This window comes from Wenyingzhuangia sp. 2_MG-2023, assembly GCF_030548295.1.
Classification (GTDB): domain Bacteria; phylum Bacteroidota; class Bacteroidia; order Flavobacteriales; family Flavobacteriaceae; genus Wenyingzhuangia.
In genome coordinates this window covers 215,651-232,114 of record NZ_JAUOSB010000002.1, presented here as the reverse complement: position 1 = coordinate 232,114, position 16,464 = coordinate 215,651, and the positions used below count along the sequence as shown (strand labels likewise).

Below are 16,464 nucleotides of genomic sequence, written 5' to 3'. Positions count from 1 at the left end.
TTTAAAATTTTGTAGGATCAAAAGCTTTTGGCTTATCTTCTTTTGGTTCTGGTTTTGGAGTTTCCTCTTTTGGTTCCTCTATATTGTCTTTTTTAATGTATTCTTTCAAAGACCTCATACCTTCTTCTGTATTTACGTTATATACTTCCCCAGTAGGAGTTTTTATCTTGTTGCTTAAACTAAATCTTCCAGAGCTTTTGTCTTCAAAACCTTTTAAACCTATGCTTTCTATGTCTTTGATTATGTTTTGTGATTTTCCTGTTTTAGACCAACTATCAACTTTTTCTGTGATCTTTTTAATTTGCTGTTGCTTAACTTGATTTTTCTTTTTAGAGAAATCCGGCTCTTTTCCTTTGTTGTATTCTTCAATGACTAAATCGGCCTTGTCTTTAGGTCTTAACAATCTGGCTACTTGAATAGAAGCTGATTTAGGATCTGAGGTATCTATTCTTGTTGTTGTTGGAGTTGACTCATTTCCTTTAGGATCTATTTTTATATCAGTTACCTCAAGAATTCCGTTTTTGTACTCGGCTCGTCTTATCTGGCTCTTGTCAGTAATATTTAAAGATGAAACATACTCTGGAATTCCTGCTACAATACCATCTGCCGTTTTCCTAAGAGTATCTGCGTTCTGTTCGTTTTCTTTTTCTTTTAAAGCAATCTCTCTTTCTCTTAATGCTCTGTCTTTATCGCTATTGGCTACGCTATAGTTAATGGTTCGGTCATCGGTCTTCGGATATTTGTCTATTACTTTTTGAGCGAATTGATCTTTTATCTTATTGAATTTTTCATCGTCCATTGTGGATATATCTATATTCATAGTATCTCCTATAAAAGATTTTGCTTCGTCTGTTGCGTTTTCCCAATTGGTTCCAAAAAGACTATTTATATCTTGGTATAATGATACTGTTTTTCCAGAGTCAAAACCTTTTACAACCTCTCTTACTCCTCCTTGACTATCGGTAGTTTTTGATATAGAACCGTAGTTTTTAAAGGTTTTTTCAAGCCATTGTTGAGCGTTGAACTTCGTTTTCAATCCGCTTAGAATAGTCCCTCCTGCAATATCGTTTAAGGTGAATTTATCTGGAAGACCATCACCGTCATAATCTCCTAGATTTTCTACAATAACATTACCATTATCATCTAGCTTGTACTCGTATTTGTAGTTGTTGGATATTTTATCAATATTATCAAGTAGGCTTTTGTTGAGGGTGGGGCTTATGTTAGGGTCTGATTTTAATCTGCTTTGTAGCTCTATAAATGAGTTCTGAGTTTTTTTAATTGTATCAACTGCGTTAAAAAGCTGTTTCTTTCTAGCTATTAATTTATAGTTGTTAGGTTCGTTTTTTAAGGCAGAAGTAACCTCGTTGAACTGGTCAAAAACTCCTCCAGGACCTTGAAGTATTTTTAAAGTGGCTTCATCATGGCTTTCGGATCCAGTTTTGGAAATATTTAATTTATCAAGACCTGTCTCATAGTCTTTACCCTCTTGTCTTTTCTTTTGATACTCTTTGTCTTTTATAGCCTGCTCATTAGCTTCTGTCAGACGTTGTTCTTGCCTGTACTTGAAGTTTTGATTCTCATTGGCTAAAACAGTCTGGCTCAGACTTTGGGTAGGCTGTAATCCTTTATAAAATGCTCCTGTTCCTTTGTTCATGACTATTAGTTTTTTAAATAGGAGTCTGTGTAGTTAAGGCTAGGCATTCCTAAAGAGGTATTGTCAAATGAAGTATTTCCTGCTTGGTTTGTAAAGCTCCCTGTAAATCCTGTTTCTCCGGTTGTTGGTGAAGCTCCAGGAATAGATCTTGCTAAAGATCCAACACTTGTAATAGCTCCTTGTACACCGTTCATCATTGTTTGTTGGCCAGAATTGTACAATGCTCCGTAGCCTGCTAATTCATTTTGATACCTATTTTCCTCAACTCTATTTTTTTCAGTTTCATAATTAGCTATAGAGTAATTACGTTTTGTTATTTGATCGTCTAAATATTTGGCTGCTTGTTGATTTACGGCATTGTTTAAAGAAAAAATACGAGGAACGTTGGCAGCCACAGATCTTGCCCCTCCTTGTCTTGCTGCATCTATTAAATTAGCCGTGGTTGCTTGCCCTTGTTCTATCATTAAATCAGAACCTTTAGTACTTATAGGCATATTTTCAAAAGGGTTCTCAAAATCTGGAACCTCTATGTTGTTTAAAGCATTTTTGGCTTCCTTTTTTTGTTGCTCTCCTTGTACTATTTGATATGCTGAACCGGCTAAAGAAGCTCCTCCTGCTACAATAGCTGCTGTTGTTAATGCTGCCATGACTATAGATAAAAATTATTAATATAACAAAGATAATAAATAAAAAGTATTAAGTATTTGCTAGTTGGTTAATAATAAATATTAATACTGGCTACAAAAACAAAAACCCTCCTTAATTAAAAGGAGGGCATGAACTGGGAAGGTTCAAATATCCAAAAGAATCGGAAGTATATTATTCTGCTTCTTTAGCATTTATTTTGTCAGTCAACCATTCGATATTGTTTTTCATGTTATTTGGCACAGGACCTACAACATCCTCGAACTTAGCTCTAAGTTCTAACAGCTTTTGTTCTTCGTTGTCTACAGTATCAACGTTTCCATCTTCTGCAGGAGTGTTTTTAGCAGCTAATTGTTCTCTTAGCAAAGCTATTTCTTTATCTTTTTCAGCTAAAACTTCATCTTTAGAAGTGTCCTTTTCCTTTAAATTGATTTCTGCCTTTTTGACTTTATCTGTTAATGTTTGTAGAACCAATAATGACTCATCTGTTCTTTCAGATAAAAAGTCTGCTAAAGTGTTGATTCCATTTTGACCTTTTGCAACTTTTACAATAACACCTCTGCTTGAGTCGTTCCAAATAACAGCATCTTTACCCATACTGTCTGTAACAATATTTTTAGCAAAAGCCAAAGCAGCTAAATACTTGGTTTGGTAGTCTTTTCCGTTTAATGTTTCTTGTAGCTTTAATGGGTTGTTTTCTGCAAATAATCTTAATTCGTATTCGCATTTAGCAGGTCCCCAAGCTAAGGCCATAACACCAAAAAGAGCAATAGATATGGCTTTTTGTTTTTCTTCATCAGACTCTTCAACAATAGAGCCTATTTTGGTTTTGAATCGTAATGATTCTAATTTCTCATTGAATTCTTTTTCTTCATCAACCAACTCATACTTAACATTTAACCATGGGTGTAATTCCATAATCTTAATTAGGTTAAGGTCGTTTATCGGTACGTATAAAAGTCCTTTTTCAAACCAAACTTGTTTTGGTGATAAATTACCAGATATATCTTCTTCCCAAATAGAAGGGGCTCCTTTGACATAGACTATTTTTCTATGTCCTAAATTTTTAGTTTCTTTTGTTACTTTATCTACTATTTCCCTAGTAACGTATACTTCTGACAAAGGCAATTGGTAATATCCATTGCTTTTGATTTTTAGTTTGTATATTTTAAACTGCTCTCCACTCATAATATTTGTATTAAAAACCCAGTCTATAAACTATAGACTGGGTAATGATTTATATTTAAGAACCTGTGTAGATTCCTGTTCCTTTTCTAATAACAAAATGTTCATTAGCTCCAACCAACTGGCTTGTTTGCTCGGTTGTATAAGTTACTCTCATTTCGTCTTCGTCAATAGGAGTACCTATATCTCCACCAAAAATCTTTGTTTTTTTGTATCTGTTGATACCTTTTAATCTTCTGTATTTAAGGTTGAAATAAGAAGCGTCAAAAGTTTCACCACCAGACATGATTTTCTTTTGACCTGCAGGCATAATAATACAAGCGATAGAAGAATCTTTAAATTTAGAAGTTCCTAATAACTTAGGGTTATCTAAAATATTTAACGGAGCAAAATGGAATGTTACACCGGCAACTTTAATAGAAGTGAAATCTAAATTAATAGCCATTTCTTTATCGTTGTCAAAAAGTCCATAATTTTGACCAGTAGCATAAGCACCGTTGGCATCAGCAGCAATATCGCTAAAGTAAATTCCTTGTTGGTGATCTCCCCAAACAGTAGCAACGGTAACACCACCTTGTTGTTTTAATCTAAAAGCAATAGCTTGTAAATCAGCTTTTGTTTTTACATATTCATTACCAATATTACCTCTTTCTTCAACTTGTTGAACGTAACCTTTCATTCCTCTTGGCTTTCCATCAATTGCAGCAGCAGAGTCAGCAGATAGTCTTCTACCTAACAAGTGAGTCATTTCAATTTCATTCTCATACAAATCAAGGGTTCTTTGCATTTCCATGTTGTACCATGCTTCACCACCTTTAAATTGAGGTGTTTCAAACCATTGTAAGTGAGCCATATCACTCTCATTAATAGAATAGTATTCTTTAATAATTTGAGGATAATTGTAGATTGTTTCAGACTTCCATTGCTTACCAATAGTAAATCCACCCGTTCCTTTAGCAAAAGAGTTAGAGTAAGGGAATAAAGAAACTGTACCGGTAAAACCAAAAGCACCACCTTCGTTATTTAAGGCTTCGATAACAGTTGGTGACGTAATAGAGTCTACTGTTGCGTGTTTTTCAATAGTACCATCAGAAATAATGATAATTTCACCTGGTCTAAGGTTGTGAGCTTCTGTAAATGTAAACGTGCTACCTACCACAGTTACATTCTCAAAGTTTTCATGTAATTCTCCTAATTCAGCGTGCAAAACTTGATCCGAAGCAAAAGAAGATTCTTGTCCAAAATAAGAACAGAATTTCATTAAACTCCCACTACCTCTTTTTAGGTATGCTTTTTTGTGTTTGTCTGGCTCGTATTGTTGAGCGTATGTATACGGGTCTATAAAGTTACCAGGTGTTGCTAACTGACCTCCAGGTGATGTTATTGCATCATTTCCTAATGCAGTGTTATTTTTTAAAGGCATAATATGTTTTTTTAGTGTTTAAAATATTACACTCCCTTATTGTTTATTGTTAACTTTCCCAATTTAACAGATGCCTAAGCATACGGATCTACATAACCTTCTTTCTTCGCAGGTTTATCATCATGTAGGTTTTTACTAGTAAAATTCTCATTGTTACCATTAGCTATCATTTCTTCAATAGCTTCAGCTCTTACTTGTTTTGCAACAGCAGCTAAAACTTTATCAAAATTTTGCTTGTCACCTCTCCATAATGTTTCAGAAAGACCTTTGTGGTCAAATCCTTTTTCGGTTTTGAATTTTTGATTTACAAAAGCATCAAGATCTAAGACGTTCGACAACATACCATGCTTGTCTTCTTTAGAAAATTCATACGAGTAATTCAAAGTTTTTTCTTCACCATTGTCGTCAATAGTAACGCTAAACTCATTAGCAGTAACACTGTTCACTGCTTCTGTTACGTTTTTCGTATACTCTTCACGAACTAACTGATTATATTTTTCTCTAGGCATTTTTTGTCCATCCGACAACGTAACAATATCTTCTTGTTGTTGATTTGGTTGAGCTTGCCTTTCAGTAGCTTTGTATTTTTCTTGCTGTGATAATATTTTGTCAATTTGTGGTTTGACATACTTATTAAGAGTGATAGAGTTTGTTGGTGACAACTCTTTTTCTGACAAATCTATTCCTAGTGAGTCTTCTAAATAAGCATCAATATCTTCGTTAGACAAGTTCTTTTTTCCAGTTTCTTCTTTTACTTGCTGTCTTGCAAGGTCTAAAGGGTTTAATGTAGAAACATCTTGTTGAACAAAATCAAACTCAGCTCTACCAAGACCTGTATCTTTTCTAAATTCTAAAAGCTTATTTAGATAATCATCTTGAATATCTTCGTAAGGATTTACAATTTTCTCTTCAATAATTTTTTCGGGCTCTTTAAACAAGTTGTCAAAAGAATCAATTTCTTTTCCGTATTTGTTTTTAAAAAAAGCTTTTACAGAATCCTCATCAACTTCTTTGTCAATGATTACTGGGTCTGTATTAGGGCTTACTATCTTGTCTTTTTCATCGTCAACGTCCTCACTTTCTTCTGCATCAATATTAGGGTCTGGAATATTATCCTCTTGAATCTCAGCATCTGGAACCTTACCGTCTATTAAGTCGTCTAATGAAGCGTATCCTATTTTTGACATCACTAATTGTTTTATAGTTAAAAATTATAGTTAAAGCAAATTTAGTAAATAATATCTATAATTAATAAAAAACATCATAAATTGATATTAAACATCAATTTATGGTGTTTTGCTTATTTTATATCATTGGGTTTACGTCTTTAAACTCAAAATCAACGGGTTGCTTATAAGAGTGCTTTCTTTGATCTATCAGTTGGCTTTGTTGAGTAGATTGCTTGTCTAGCCTATCATCTTTTGCCTTCTCTTGAAAAGCCCTCATGTTCAATACGCTTGCATTTTTTAGTTTTTCTAAATAAACCTCTTGCTCAAACTCTTTGTCTGCTACAGGTTGTCTCACTTGCTGCATCATTTGTTCTTTGGTTACTTCAATTTCAGCTAGTTGTTTATTATATATTAAATCAATCTGTTTTTGCTGTTGGTATGATTTTAATTTGTTTTGAGTTGCAGCCGTATTAGATTGTATATCGCTTTGACTTTTCGCCATAAGCATCTGTTGTTCTTGCTGTTGTTTTTCTTGAATTCTTTTCTTACGCATATAGAACAGGTATTGGTGAGCAAGTTTCATGTTTACTCTAGCTACCCTTTGAGCTTCTGCTTTTATTTCTACATCTATACTTCCTTCCTGGAGTGCTATAGTTAAGTCTCCAATGAAGTCTTGTATTTCTTTCTGAGCAGGCAACATTTCAATTGAAAATCCAAAATCATGCAAGTGTCTATTTTTCATAGCTTCTAAAGCTTCAACATTTTGTTTACCAACGGCTCGTGTATATATGTCTTTTAACGATTTTGCATTTGGGTTTCTAAATATAGAATGAACTCTTGAAGAAATTGTTTCTGCTATTCTTTTATTAAAATCAGTAGCAGCTACAACTATATGTTTAGTAACGGTGTTACTTGCTAATTGAGCCATTTGATTGACTCCTAATAAAGCATCGGACGGTAAAGATCCGTCACGAGCAGGATTGATACCTGTTGTTTCTCTAATAAGATTTAGGTCTGCAGCAAATAAGTTAAACAGGACGGTTAGGGCACTTCCTTGTTGACTAGCAACAGGTCTTGCAGCAGCAGCATTTTTCATACCGGCTTCACCCATATCTATGTTTTTACCAATAGATACACCTTTTACATCAATAATATCTATAGCTATCTTCCAGTTGTCTTCTTTTTTTGCTCCTTCTGCAGAGGATAAATCTGCTAAGGCATCTATATCAATAGCTATTAAATCTGGTCTTAATTGTGATCTAAGGTGACGTATTTTGTATACGGTTTCATTTAATCCATCTGCAATAGTTTCAATATTGTCTAAAAAGGAGTGAAGCTTGTTTTTGTAAATATCTGTAGCTCTAACAATAAAAGGAGGTAGAGCTTTATTTAACTCGTCTCTAACTATGTTTTCGCATTCTTGATATCCGTAAATGTAATCAGAGCCTATAATATAACTTCCTTCCATCCAAGTGTCTCGAACATCAAATAACGCTTCGTAGTCTTTTCTTTTTGGTGCGTTGTAGTCTTCTTCTCTTTTAGAAACTTTAACTGTTTTTCCTTTACGGAAATTCTTTTTAAAGGTTTCTTTTTTAAATGTTTTGAAGGAAAATCTTAACACGTCTATACGCATAGACATTATTTCACTTATTTTACATTTTTCAAAATCAAGATCGCCATAACCTTGGTTTTGTGCGGAGTATGTTTTTGCTATTTTTCTCATAGCTATTTCATCAAGACCACCTTCTCTATAAATATCTCCAATGCTAATTGGGTCTAAATATCCATAATAGTTGCATTTAGAAAAATCATTAGAAACTACAGGGCCATGAACAAGATATTCCGGATCAATATATTCTAATTTTATACCTTCTTTTTTGTCGGTATACACTCTGGCTGCGCAAATTCCAATGTCAGTTAAATCTTTATTTTTTGAATCTTCTGTGTTATCCCAATTGTTGCTTTTCTTGATGTAGTCTATAACTATTTCTTCTGCAATTTCTATTTTAGGACGTTCATTTATTTCGCTGTAAATCTTCAACTCTTCCTCATCTTGAGGAATAAACTCATCGGGTACTAGTCCAGGTATATTGAAAACTTCCTCTGCTTTTTTTCGCAAAGGTAATGTCCTCATATTTTTTAAATGATTGTCATATCGGTCTTGTTTCATTTTTAGACTAAGACGGTCATTGGCACGGATATCTAACATGTAGTTTTCATCATTGATCCCGTTCGACACAATTCTACAGAATTTTTCGCCAAAGTTCACGACTCTAAAGTCTTGATTGTATAGTGAAAGATCTCCAGACAAACTTTTCTTAAATTTCTCAATAGATTGTTCTCCTCTTACAAATTTTCTTTTTTTATTGATGTAGTCTCTACGGTCAGCGTACTCGCATTTGTCTGAAACAAGAGAACCATTAAACCAATCTTGACCTATCATTTTAGCAAATGACAAACCGTAACTATCTTCTTTTTTTTCTGACCATGGTGCTAATGGGTCTGGTGTATGTTTTTTCATATTGCTATAGATTTTGATCCAGAATTATCGTATCTGGGAAAAGGATTGAATGGTTTAGGCTTTTCAGTTTCTTTCTTTTTTTGTCTTCTTTGGTTTCCTAGTCTTGATAAACTACTAGAAATGTAGGCATCGTATTTGGTCCTGTTTTTTAAATCAACATCTTTCCATTGTTCTAAAGTTCTGGTGAATGGCATATTCCCCATATATCCTTTAGGTCTAATTCTGTTATCCATAGAAACACCTACATGATCTACTATATAGGATTCAATTGCATAAAATTGTTGATCGGCTATTTTATCATTTTGTGGTGGTGCTCCACCTAGTTTCTTTTCTGTTGGGTTTAACTCACTGTAATTTTTAAAAGGATTGTTTAAAGAAAAATGTCTATATCCTCTATCTGCTACATATTGTAAAAAGGCTTCGTTTGAAAGTTCTGATAGCATTGGCATAGAAAAATATACCATAGCCATAATTACTTCTTCAAAAAATATAGTCACCTTACTAGCTCTGTCTAAATATTCTAAAATAAAAGCTTCGTTGGGTAGGGTAGAAGTATTGGTTTTAGTGGATAAATGAATAGCTCCTTTTGATCCTCTACCATCGGCACTTTTATCACGGTTATAAGGGTCAACTCCAAAACAACCTACGTCTTCCGCCATTGGTCCCCATGCTAATATTCCGTTTTTAAATATCTTCTCCTTTTTGTTTCTAAATTCTAACGGAGGGTGACAATCTTTTCTTAACCAAAATCTACCTTCTGGATCTGGAGTCCAAATTACTTCTGTATCTTGAATTCCATCTTTCCATATAAAATTTCCTCTTTCAATATCGTTGTTACCAATAATTATTCCTCCACTTGATTTTTCTTCTAGTTCAACATCATTGTGTTCTTGTTGTTCAATAAGTTTATTGATGTTAAATTCACATTCTTCTGAACTTGCTCTAAAAGCATGAGCTTCTTTTCTTGGGAATTTTCTTAATTCTTCGTTTAATATATCTGGAGTTTCTTTTAATCCTCTAAACTTATTTTCTAAAAAGGTAATTGAACCGTTTATTTTGATTTTACCTTGATCGTTTTTAACAGGTTCTTTAGGGTCTTCTGTAATACAGAATCCATAAACATCATAATATCCTTGAATACCATATTCCGCAGGAATAAATAAGCTGTACAATCCGCTTATAGTTTCGTCATTTTCGTTTCTAACGTTTGGGTTTGATGTATCGTAAACCTCTTTAAATTCTCTACCTCCTTGGTCTAAATGGTTAACCGTAGAACCTACCATTGCTTTTCCTGTAATATCTTCTCCTACGGTATGAGAAGTTTTCACAACGTTCCAATAAGCGTTAAACCTACAGTCTTTCGGGAATTTTCCTACTTCATCTAAAGCAGATCTAAATATTGCATCCCCATCCATTGAGTTTAATGTTGTGGTGTGCCATCTAATTACAGTATCTAAAGCTTCATCTTCGTAGTCTGAATTTTCTTCATCTGTTTTTCTTTTACCGTTGGGTTCTGCAAAAAATATTTCCTTTTTAGGAGTTTTGTTACCATCATAAATAGGTCTAAAAAAACAAGGTAATTTTTTAAAGGTCCTTACTAACCTTCCAAACAGCTTAGAAGCATCTGAACCTTCTTTAGATATAATACCTAATTCTTTTTCGTTGTGCATGGTTCCAGAATACAATAGTTCTGCATTACAAATTGTACTCCATCCAAAACGTCTGTTTTTTACATAACAAATTCCGTAACATCTATAGTCTGCTTTACAAGCTTCCCAATAAATCATTAACTCGTTTTGAATAATTCTAAAAGTTGGTGCTCCAATGTTTATTAAATTCCATTGATAGAAGTAATAAGCAAGTCCTGTAAAATAAACAGGCTTACCTTTTATATACACATACACACCGTTCTTTCTTCTTTCTATTTCTTCTTCAATATAATCGTTGTATTCTTCATTATATTGGGTTTTAGAATTAAGTCCTTTAGGCGGTTCTTTTCTTTTCCATTTTTGGTTTTTTTCCGTTTTATCCCAGTTGATGATTTTTTTTCTATCTGTTGGTACATGAGGTAATCCAATATGAATTCCATTAACATAAAATATATCGCCCAAAGTTCCGTCCTTAGAAATAATAATTACATCATATTCTTCGTTGTAACCATATTCCCATGACTTAGCTTTGTTACCGTTTACACGAGTAACAACGTCTATTTTATCTTCTACCTTATGTCCTAAATAGAATATCATTGTTTTTCTGCCATTTTTTTAGCCCAACTTACTTTCTTATCTGTTTTATTATTGCTGTTTAAATCAGAATTAAGTAAATCAATGGTTGTCATTACCCACTCACAATCTTCTGCTGCAGTTTTTCTGGACCTAATTACATTGTGAAGCTTATCTTCTGTAATAGATTTTCCAGAATTCCTTAAAAGAGCTGCTACGGTTTTTTTACCAAACATTTCTTCTAATTGTCCTTCTACTTGTTTTATTAAATTGGTATCATCTTCAAACGGATCTAAATCAATATCAATTACTTGTAGATTTAAGGTGAACATGGATTTTAAACTTTGAATTAAGTCCGGTAGTTTTTCTTTGTAATACCCACTTACTTCATCTTCTGCCAAACCATCTATTTCTTTGTACAGGGCATCTACTTTTTTCATTCCCCAAACACATTGTTCTGCTGCAGTTCTACGTCCTTTTAAAACATTGTAGTATTTATCCTCGCTAACATCACCTTCAACTTCTTTCACAACAATCTCCATGTTTTTATCGACCATGCTTTTTAAGTGGCCTATGTAAACAGGAATATTTTCTTTGTAAAAACTCATACTTTTTATTTATGCTGAAACATATTTTAATCCTGTTGTTGGATCTACTATTTCTTTATTCTTAATTTTTGCTAAAATCTGACTATTATATACCCACCATAATTCTTTTCCTCCAAACCATATTTTAATACCACCTATGGTATTCATTATAGCAGTATCACCAACGTTAAGTCCTAGTCTTTTAAGCGTATCGTTAATGTGCACCAATTTTATTTTTCCTTTAAAAGAGGTTTTATCTATTTGGTGAATAGGACTCTTGTTTTCTATCTTTTCAATAATAGGTTCCGCAATTGCGTTTTGTCCATAGCCTATCCAATTTTCTGTTTCGTTTTCACGATAACAAATTATCAAGTCGGGGTCTATGTAGTAAAGCTTTTTTTCTTCGCTAATACAGTTTTGGTACTCTTGTTTTACACCTCGGTAAATCTGTCTTCTAAAGTTTGAGTTGTCTATAAGGACCTCGTAACCTGGTTTAATTTCTGAGGGAAACATTTCTGGAATTAAAGCGACTTTAGCTATTCGATTTCCCATTCTATCTGCGTTAAAATCTACGTTCCCATGTAATTCCAGACCTCCTTCTGTCTTGAATGTTTCGTTATATGGGTTTTGGACTTCAATAATAAAATGATGTAATGATTTCATATAATTTTAATTAATGTTGGTATGTAATTTTTTATTGGAGAAATTAAGATGAGTAATAAGGCAATGGCAGATATTAAAAAAGTATAAGTCCATTTGGACCAGGTATAGTTTGTCGTTTCTGTAGACTTTAGTTTCTTTATCTGAAGGTCTTTTTCGAGAATTGATTTTTCAAGAGTCTCTGTTTCTTGACTGTGTTTTGATTCAAGTTCAGAATATTTACTTTCTAATCTTTCATACTCGCTCTTTATTGTTTTTATAGTAGAAACTAAGTCTTGATTCTGTTTTGATTGGATGTTGAGTTTACCATTTATATTGCGAATAATAAGCTCGTGGTTTTCAGATCCTAAAGTTTGATTTATACTGTTTAAATTTCCAAGGCTATCACATATATTGGAAATATCTGTTTCAAGATTTGTAGCTTTTGTGATTGTAGTTTCTGTAGTTTCTGTATGGTTTTTGTATACAGAAACACTGTCTCTGTATTTTTCAACCAAACTATTTAACTCTTTGTTTACTTTAGAGATAGAGTCTTTTTGAGCAATCAAAAGTTTTTCTACTGACTTATCTTGGATCTCTTCTGTTGATTTGCACCCAAAAGTGAAAATCATTAATAATAGGATAATTGCTATTTTTTTCATCGTAATTGTTTTATAGAATCCACATTTCTTTATATTCTTTTAGAATAGATTTTCTGTCTTTAAGGCCGTTGTAACCTCCGTTTATTTTCTTGGTAATACCGTTGATGTCGTCAATGTCTGCCAATGCGTTTAGTCCTCTTTTCGTCCAGAACCATAATGCAGCAATCATAGAATATTTTTCTTCAAGCAATAGGTCTGGGTTGGTCATGAAGTCAATTCCTGTGTCGTTCGTTAATTGTTGATAGTTATCCCTCAAGGTGATTTGAATAAAACCACGACCTCTAAACTTCCAACCATCACCACTTGCTTCGTCACCATTACCTCCTTGGTTAGCGTACACAAAGTTTGCAATGGCTTCTGGGTTTCCTATTAAAGAGATAGCCTTGTTTCTTTCGTTTTTGTCTATCTGTCTATTTTTGTTACTGTCAAAGTCATAAATAAAAACTTGTAGTAATCGTTCTAGTGAATAATTAAAACTTTCTTCGCAAGGCTTTAAACCACTCTCGTGTTCTAATTGCGTGAATAAATGACACATTCTTAATGGTGTTTTTATTCCTGCTTCAATTAATAAATCAGCGTATTTTAAATTTAGTATGCTTGGCTTCATAATTAAAAATTGTCTATTTTGTCTTTGTACTTAATAAGCCTACCGTTTACATCATCAAAGCTCAACATAGCATCCCTAGGTATTACATATAAACTCAAAGCGTATACGTCAAAAATGGCACTAAGTTTATCGTAATTGGTGGAGTAGGTGTTGTTGGTGGTTATACTTTCTACACTCTCTATAAAGCCTTCCGTAATTACAGTTCTGAAGGCATCATAACTATCTAATATAACTTTAGCATCCTCCGAAGATATACCTCTTGACACGTAAAAAGTATAGGCTTCCTCCATGTAAATCAGCTTTATACAGTCTAAACACTGTATAAACTCATACTTTAATCTAAGAGAAGATAATTTGCTGATATCGTCTCTATCTAGGAACTCATGAAACTTAGCAGTAACAGTGTCTACTTTAAGTGCTATTAATTTATGGAGCATAGCACTTTTAACAATATCTGGATTTCCGTGAGTTATGAATTGTATTTTTGTTACCTTGACTTTAACGGCATTAGCTACTAAAAACATAGTGTGAATCTTTAAATCATCTATGTTCCCTTTTTTACGGTATGCTGAAATAGCATCTGTAACTACGTCTTTATACTTTACTAGTATAAATGCTATAGCAGCTATTGTAAAAGCCGATAAAGCATATATGTTAGTTATACTCTTTATAGAGTTGAATATTTCTGTCATAATTAATTATATTCTAGTTGTCATCTCTGCATGAACCCCTATTGCTAACTTTTCTGCACCGCTATCATTAGGGTGTATTCCATCAGAAATGAGAGCTGTAGTTGCATCTTTTAAATAATAATCTCCTCTACATAAGTGAATATCCCCTTTTCTTATTACCCAAGCTCTAACACATTCTTGTATAACAATCTGCATTAATCCATTTGCATGGTATCTATCCTCTGTTGGTAGATAAGTAGAGCCATCAAAACTTATAACTTGTGGGGTAGGTACTATTAAAAAGAACTTAGAACAACTTGTCTGAGTTATTATTAAGTCTATTAATTTATTTAAATTAACTCTATACCATTCTCTAAACTCCTCATCTCTTCTGTTAGTAGCAGTAGCCCCATGATCTGAAAACCAATGTGCTATATCATTCATACCTATCATTAAAGAAGCTATATCATGGCTTGTTTTTGGGTTACTTATTAGATTTAAGTAAACACCATCTGCATCACTACCTGATCTACCACCATTTGTAACAGTAATATTGTGGCCATCTGCATTTAACTTTGTAACAACTCTATCAATAAACTTAGTTGTAGCACCTACTCCATATGTAATACTATCACCAGAAGCATACCATGACCCTGTAAATGGTGTTATAGTATAAGGAGTTAATATAGAGCCTACAGAAAATGTGGCTATAGTCAAAGGACTTACTACGACTCTCAATTCTAAAGACCCTCCATTATCATATAGGTAGGATTTACCTTGTGTAAGTACTGAAGGTAAAACATCTGTTTCTCGCATCTCTACCTTACCTTCCCAAGATGGTACATAAATATCCGCTACTGCGTTATCTAGTCTATAGTTAGGTATAGCATCATTAGTTTTTTCTTCGGTAGCTTTTACTACTCCTTCTTTTATGCTTAATGTTTCTTTATTCCAGTTGTCTTTTGTAGCGTACAACTTAAAGCTACTATCTGTGTATGTTTGTCCACAAAAAACTACGTACCCTTCACTTGGTATCTGATCTTCATGTACTAAAGATTTCACAAAAGTAGTATCATCTTTCTCTGTATAAAAGGCACAAAATAAGGCAGCTCCCCCTTTGCTTGCTTCTGTAATACTAACATAAAACTTAGAATCTACTCTAATAAAATCAGAATAGTAATGACCTACATTTGCCTCAAGTAGAGTACCATCAGTTTCAATGTAACCTAAGTTAGTTGGGGTAAAAGTAGCTTCCCCATTAATAGTATCAACTACTGTAGTAGATGCTTGTTTCTGTATTATAAAGCTATCATCCTCAAATATATCAGCACAAAAGACTACATACCCATCACTAGGTACAACTCCACCCTCATTCATAGTTATTACATAAGACGCGTCATCTTCTTCTGAGTATAAAGTACAGAATTTAGCAGAACTACCTTTTATGGCATCCTTTATAACTATAACGTTACCTTTTTCAACAGGTCTAAATTCAGATATCCTAGCTCCTCCATATGCCGACCCTAATGCTATACCTCCACTACTATTAACGTAACCTAGTATAGTAAGAGGGACAATCTCCTCTTCCCCTACTTTTATAGTCATATTATCGGTCTCTCCTGCTTTGTACACCCAATCACCTAACCCCGCTATACTTACAACACTATTTTCCCAGTCTAGTTTACCTTGAGCATCAAGAGCATCATAGAAAGCAATAGCAGAATCTTTATCAGAGAACTGCTTGTAATTATTAGTAGCATTAATAGCATCTACTTCTGACTTCTTTGCAAAAGGGTCTAGAGCCTCATTATTAAACTCAGATAAATCAGTTTGAGTTGGGTCAATAGTAACTCCCTCTAAGTCACTTTGTTTTGCAAAAGGATCTACACTTTCATTTTTAAACTCATCTAAATCTGTCGTGCTAGGGTCTATTGTAGAACCATCAGAGGTATTGTTTTTAATATTAGTGATGAAGTCTTTAAACGTTTCGTGAGTGTATGGGACTCCTTCTTTATTTGTTGCTACAGCAGCATCAAACAATCCTCTTCCAAAATGAATTTCAACTCCTTTTTTCTTTACTTTGTATTTGTTTGAGTTTTCAGAATCTTCTAAGAATTCAAAATATTTTGAACGTCCACTAACAATTTCCCCTCCCTGCTTAACTATATATAAATAGTTGTTTTCTGTATAGACTTTAAATGACATAATTATTGTTTTTTGAGTTGATTAAAGACTAGTGACAAAATCTCTAAAACTAGTTTCTGTGTATGGATCACCTTCTTTATTTGTGATGTTTTCTGCTGTTAAATCCCCTCTTCCGATAGAGACAGGCACACCATCTTTCTCTACGGTGTATTGGTTGTTGTTTTCAGAATCTTCTAAGAATTCAAACGTGTTTGAGAATCCGCTTATCATTGATTTATCGGGCTTAACTATATATAAATAGTTGTTTTCTGTATAGACTTTAAATGACATA

At 33.4% G+C, this 16,464-nt stretch carries 14 protein-coding genes; all 14 read right to left on the bottom strand.

Translation table 11 applies throughout. The features are described 5' to 3' along the window. Nucleotide 1: 1 nt before the first annotated feature. Nucleotides 2-1,657: a hypothetical protein gene (locus tag Q4548_RS04415; RefSeq protein WP_303451959.1), complete on the bottom strand. Its 1,656-nt coding sequence runs from the start codon at nucleotides 1,655-1,657 to the stop codon at nucleotides 2-4. A gap of 5 nt (nucleotides 1,658-1,662) precedes the next feature. Continuing rightward, nucleotides 1,663-2,304: a hypothetical protein gene (locus Q4548_RS04410; protein ID WP_303451957.1), complete on the bottom strand. Its 642-nt coding sequence runs from the start codon at nucleotides 2,302-2,304 to the stop codon at nucleotides 1,663-1,665. 172 nt (nucleotides 2,305-2,476) lie between these two features. Further along, on the bottom strand, nucleotides 2,477-3,490 hold the full coding sequence (locus tag Q4548_RS04405; RefSeq protein WP_303451955.1) for a hypothetical protein: 1,014 nt from the start codon (nucleotides 3,488-3,490) through the stop codon (nucleotides 2,477-2,479). A 55-nt stretch (nucleotides 3,491-3,545) separates the two neighbouring features. Then, nucleotides 3,546-4,910, bottom strand: coding sequence for a hypothetical protein (locus Q4548_RS04400; protein WP_303451953.1), 1,365 nt, complete (start codon nucleotides 4,908-4,910; stop codon nucleotides 3,546-3,548). Between the two features lie 74 nt (nucleotides 4,911-4,984). Further along, a complete protein-coding gene (locus Q4548_RS04395; protein WP_303451951.1) occupies nucleotides 4,985-6,097 on the bottom strand; it encodes a hypothetical protein in 1,113 nt (370 codons plus the stop codon). A 118-nt stretch (nucleotides 6,098-6,215) separates the two neighbouring features. Beyond that, nucleotides 6,216-8,600, bottom strand: coding sequence for a hypothetical protein (locus tag Q4548_RS04390; RefSeq protein WP_303451949.1), 2,385 nt, complete (start codon nucleotides 8,598-8,600; stop codon nucleotides 6,216-6,218). Further along, a complete protein-coding gene (locus Q4548_RS04385) occupies nucleotides 8,597-10,846 on the bottom strand; it encodes a hypothetical protein (protein ID WP_303451947.1) in 2,250 nt (749 codons plus the stop codon). The genes Q4548_RS04390 and Q4548_RS04385 overlap by 4 nt, the downstream gene beginning before the upstream one ends. Beyond that, nucleotides 10,843-11,430, bottom strand: a complete 588-nt coding sequence (locus Q4548_RS04380; protein WP_303451945.1) for a hypothetical protein — start codon at nucleotides 11,428-11,430, stop codon at nucleotides 10,843-10,845. The genes Q4548_RS04385 and Q4548_RS04380 overlap by 4 nt, the downstream gene beginning before the upstream one ends. Before the next feature lie 9 nt (nucleotides 11,431-11,439). Next, nucleotides 11,440-12,072 carry a hypothetical protein gene (locus Q4548_RS04375; protein WP_303451943.1) on the bottom strand — a complete coding sequence of 211 codons (633 nt, stop codon included), beginning with the start codon at nucleotides 12,070-12,072 and terminating at the stop codon, nucleotides 11,440-11,442. Beyond that, complete coding sequence (locus Q4548_RS04370; protein WP_303451941.1) at nucleotides 12,069-12,710, bottom strand: hypothetical protein; 642 nt, start codon at nucleotides 12,708-12,710, stop codon at nucleotides 12,069-12,071. Before Q4548_RS04370 ends, Q4548_RS04375 begins: the two co-directional genes overlap by 4 nt. A 10-nt stretch (nucleotides 12,711-12,720) precedes the next feature. Beyond that, the gene (locus Q4548_RS04365) at nucleotides 12,721-13,317 is read right to left on the bottom strand and encodes a glycoside hydrolase family 19 protein (protein ID WP_303451939.1); all 597 of its coding nucleotides are present in this window, start codon (nucleotides 13,315-13,317) and stop codon (nucleotides 12,721-12,723) included. Between the two features lie 2 nt (nucleotides 13,318-13,319). Further along, nucleotides 13,320-13,841, bottom strand: coding sequence for a hypothetical protein (locus Q4548_RS04360; protein WP_303451938.1), 522 nt, complete (start codon nucleotides 13,839-13,841; stop codon nucleotides 13,320-13,322). 174 nt (nucleotides 13,842-14,015) lie between these two features. Beyond that, nucleotides 14,016-16,193, bottom strand: a complete 2,178-nt coding sequence (locus tag Q4548_RS04355) for an SGNH/GDSL hydrolase family protein (RefSeq protein ID WP_303451936.1) — start codon at nucleotides 16,191-16,193, stop codon at nucleotides 14,016-14,018. 21 nt (nucleotides 16,194-16,214) lie between these two features. Beyond that, entirely contained in the window at nucleotides 16,215-16,463 is a 249-nt protein-coding gene (locus Q4548_RS04350) for a hypothetical protein (RefSeq protein WP_303451935.1), read from the bottom strand. Between the last annotated feature and the right edge of the window lies 1 nt (nucleotide 16,464).